Annotated in this window: 4 protein-coding genes; 2 read left to right on the top strand and 2 right to left on the bottom strand. The window is 51.0% G+C overall.

Annotation, left to right across the window (positions count from 1 at the left end):
* Positions 1-465 (top strand): PilZ domain-containing protein (locus AC2VLY_RS01900; RefSeq protein WP_486921685.1); only part of this gene is annotated, 465 nt, incomplete at its 5' end.
* Positions 466-497: 32 nt separating this feature from the next.
* Here the strand turns inward: AC2VLY_RS01900 and AC2VLY_RS01895 are convergent.
* Both AC2VLY_RS01895 and AC2VLY_RS01890 read right to left on the bottom strand, forming a co-directional pair.
* Positions 498-1,676, bottom strand: a complete 1,179-nt coding sequence (locus AC2VLY_RS01895) for a glycosyltransferase (RefSeq protein WP_486893160.1) — start codon at positions 1,674-1,676, stop codon at positions 498-500.
* A gap of 15 nt (positions 1,677-1,691) precedes the next feature.
* Entirely contained in the window at positions 1,692-2,816 is a 1,125-nt protein-coding gene (locus tag AC2VLY_RS01890; RefSeq protein ID WP_193649967.1) for a glycosyltransferase family 4 protein, read from the bottom strand.
* Positions 2,817-3,018: 202 nt separating this feature from the next.
* On the opposite strand from AC2VLY_RS01890, the gene AC2VLY_RS01885 reads away from it, so the two are divergent.
* On the top strand, positions 3,019-4,187 hold a 1,169-nt coding region (locus AC2VLY_RS01885), incomplete at its 3' end, for an ATP-binding protein (RefSeq protein WP_486921684.1).

Raw genomic sequence — 4,187 nt, 5'->3', positions numbered from 1 at the left:
CGAATTATGGTAATTATTGGATATGGTAACAACTTCTATGCTTTTTTCGCGAAATTTTTATACAATTATGATAACATCGCGATAGTTGCCGCGCCATTGGCTGTTTATAAGCGATCAGTGCGAAAATATTCGCGAATTAACATAACAGAACCGCTTAAAATATCTTGTAAAAATGGTCAGCATTTTGATGGTGAAATGGCCGACTTTAGCCCTACTGGGATACGTTTTATTATGCCAACTATCAAAGTTAAGAAGCGAGATACCATGTTAGTGGAATTTACATCGGGTGAGTGTGGGACTTGTGAAACGCTTGTTCAGGTGACTCGCAGTCAAAGGCTTTCTTCCGGTACGCGCAGTCAGGTGGCTGTGCGTATGTTATTGACCGGGATGATGAAGAATAAAATGGAGTATATGTATTGGTGTTGCCGCAAGGTGCAATCAGGTAGCGCTCAATTGAAATACTGAAGCAATGTATGTGCATGTTGAATGTGCAGATATCATAATTTTTGCTTAGTTCTGTTTTCGTTAATGGTCTCTCGGTAAAATTCTGCCAGTTTTGCGACCATGGCGCTTTCTGCCCAATCCTGGGCGAGCTTTCGGGCCTCATCGGATAATTGCTGACGTAAATTTTCATCGGCGAGAAGTTCAGCGCAAGTTCGTGCGAACGTATTGGCTTCGGCAGGCGCTGATCGGGTGCCTAAACCGCTGCGGAGAACATCTGCTGCACCCATGGCCGGAACGGCAACAATGGGCAGTCCTGCGGCCAGAGCTTCCAGTAATACCATACCCTGTGTTTCCGTTTCCGATGCGAACACCAGCAAGTCTGCAGCCGCATACGCCTGAGGTAATTCAGCAACATGATCAAGGTAACCCAAAAAGCGGACGTTTTGTGCCAACTGGCTTGATTGCACCTCGTTTTCCAGGTGAGATCTGGCTGGCCCATCACCAACGAGTAGCAGCAGAATATCGGGAAATTGTTGCCTGAGCTTCTTTAACATGGACAGGAGCAGTCCGATATTTTTTTCGGGGGCCATGCGTCCTGCGTACAGCAGGACAGGACAGTTTTGGTCCATATTATAGCGCATTCTAAAATCCTGGCGATGACCTGTATTATGGGTCTGATGGCTTATGCGAATGCCGGTGGGAATCACTCTTGTGGGGGTACGGATACCATAATTCCAGAGAACTTCAGCCATAGCTTGGGACGGAACAATTAAACCGTTTATGGCTGCACATTGCTGGCGCGATGGAATGCGTGCCATAGCTTTACGCAGCGGACCGGGGATTTTTCCGTAGTAGTGGCCGAGATACGCTTCAAAATAGGTATGGTAGGAACTGATGACGGGCAATCTCAAACTTCGTGCCAGATGATTTCCCAGATAGTGGGCGACAAAAGGGGTCTGGATATGCAGGATATCGTAGTGGCGAGCTTTGAGACCGGATTTTATTTTCAATAAGGCGAGGGGTTGCATGAATCGTTCTTCGGGGAAAAAAGGGATTTTACGTGCCGGAATACGGTAAATTCCGCTCTCTTCAGAAGTGCAGTAGCCATAATCCGGAATCAGTAAATCGACCTCGTGTCCCAGCAATTCCAATCCTTGGCGAAAGCTGCGAATGGAAGTGGCCACACCACTGATGCGTGGAAAATAAGTATCAGAAATCATGAGAATACGCATGGGTTGTCCGAAAATTCAGCGAGCTGAAAGTTGTTGTTGATAGGTGGCTTCGAGAATGTCAAAGCTGCGTGTCCAGCTTTGTGATTCCGCACGCAGGCGTCCGGCATTGCCCAAACGCTGGCGTTCAGCGGAATTGCCATAGAGTGTTTGCATAGCTGTTTCCATGTCGCTATTGCGCGGAAGCAGCAGTCCATGTTCGCCATGAATGACTTGTTCGCAGACGCCCGGACAGTCATAGGCAATGATGGGCAAGGCGCTGGCTTGTGCTTCAAGCACCACATTACCGAAGGTTTCACTACAGGATGGAAAGCAGAACAAATCGGCGCTGGCGTACCAGCGGGCGAGATGCATGCCGCTTTGCATGCCCGCACAATAAATCCGTTCATTGGCGTCCTGGTCGATTTCACTGCGTAGCGGGCCATCGCCGACCAGAACGAGGATTGCCCGGGGATGGTTCCTGCTCAGTTTGCGAAAGGCTGCGATCAGGGGCGGCAGGTTTTTTTCCCGCGCCAAGCGTCCTACATAAAGCAATAGCAAATCCTCATTACCCAGTCCCAGATCCTGACGGATTTGGGTATCACGCCATTGCGGATTAAAGCGCTGCGTATCTACCCCGCGTCCCCACAGCTGCAGGCGCTGAAATCCCTGTTGTCGGAGTCTTTGCAGGGTACCGTGACTGGGTACCAGCGTTTGCCGGGTCGCATTATGAAAATGACGTAAATAGAGACGCGCTATGTGGCGTAGGGCAGGAATCCCATAAAACGAAAAGTATTGGTCGAAATTGGTGTGGAAGCTGGTCACAACGGGCAAACCCAGTTTGCGCGCAGCGATGAGTGCCGCATAACCCAAAGGTCCTTCAGTAGCAATGTGTACCACCTCACTGCGCCAGGTCTGCAAGCAGCCAGTCAGATAGCCTGGATGGGTCCAACCTAATTTGACCTGGGGATAAAAAAACAGAGGGAATGCTTTCACCAAGCCTTCCTGATCAGCCTCGTCAGATTGGCGGGGTCGAATGACCTGAACTTCGTGACCGCGTGTCTGGAGTTCTTCGACAGCCTTCCCTAAGGTAAGCGCTACGCCATTAATTTCTGGAGGATAAGTCTCGGTGATCAGAGCGATTCTGAGTTTGCCTGTTATCATGCCTTACCGTTTGCTGAATGACTTGCAGGGCGAAGCTGCTCTGCAGCTTTTCCACCTGACCTCGTCCTGATGATAACGGAGAAATATGACAATTTGATGAATCCTGATGACATGCTGCTCAAAGACATTATTCCGTTTATGATGGGCCCGGTAGCCAGCCCGAACTGAATTTGGGACACGATGATTAAGGAACCCTACTGTTTTGAACTATAGTGCTGAACAATTCACTGTCCTTAAGGGCCTGGAGCCCGTGCGTTTGCGCCCGGGCATGTACACGCGTACCACCTGTCCGACGCATATGGTTCAGGAACTCATTGATAACTCTGCGGATGAAGCGCTGGCCGGACATGCGACCCGAATTGAAGTCACCGTGCTCAGTGATGGGTCGGTCGTTGTCGAGGACAATGGTCGGGGGATTCCGGTAGGGATTCCTCCCGGTGAGACGCGTCCTGCAGCAGAATTGGCCTTTACTACCCTGCATGCAGGGGGAAAATTCGACAAGACTGACAAGTCTTCGGCTTACCGCTTTTCGGGCGGTCTGCATGGGGTGGGTGTGGCAGTCACCAATGCACTGTCCAGTCGCTTGCTGGTGGAAATTCATACCCGGGATCCGCAAGGGGGTGGATATGGTCATTATCGTTTGAGCTTTGTGGACAGTATGCTTCAGGAAGCCTTGACCCGCGTGGAAAACAGTCAGGCCCGCCGTCATGGGACTCGGGTTCAGGTTTGGCCAGATCCCCGGTATTTTGATTCAGCTCGGGTCAATACTCGGGAGTTGACGCACTTGCTGCGTGCCAAGGCTATTTTGCTGCCCGGTTTGCAGGTGATTCTGAATTTACCGGAGCAGGAGGCGCTGGTCTGGCAGTATGATTCTGGCCTGGCGGAGTATCTGGAGGAAATGCTTGCGGAAGCAGAGCCCATTACCCCGGTTTTTGCAGGTGAAATGTACCAACACGATGATAGTAATGGTTTCGCTCAGGGAGAGGGGGCGAATTGGGCGTTGTGTTGGGGTGCCCAGGGTAATCCACGTCCGGAAACCTACGTCAATCTGATTCCAACACTCGATGGTGGAACCCATGAATCGGGGTTCCGCGCTGGTGTTTTTGAAGCTGTGCGCAGCTTTATGGAACACCACAGTCTGGTGCCGGCCAAGGTGAAGCTGGTGCAGGATGATGTCACCGGCAAAATGGCTTTGGTGCTTTCCGCACGGATTCTTGATCCCCAGTTTCAGGGGCAGACCAAGGACAAACTCACCAGTCGCGAAGCCTATAAGCTTATGGTGCAGACCATTCGCGATCCTCTGGATTTGTGGCTGAACAGCCATCCCGAGGCGGGCAGGGCCATTGTCGAGCAGGCTATTCAGAGCGCACA

Source organism: Acidithiobacillus sp. TH-A36 (assembly GCF_057473445.1).
Note: the sequence above shows the minus strand (reverse complement) of the source record. Positions and strands in the feature narration are given on the sequence as shown.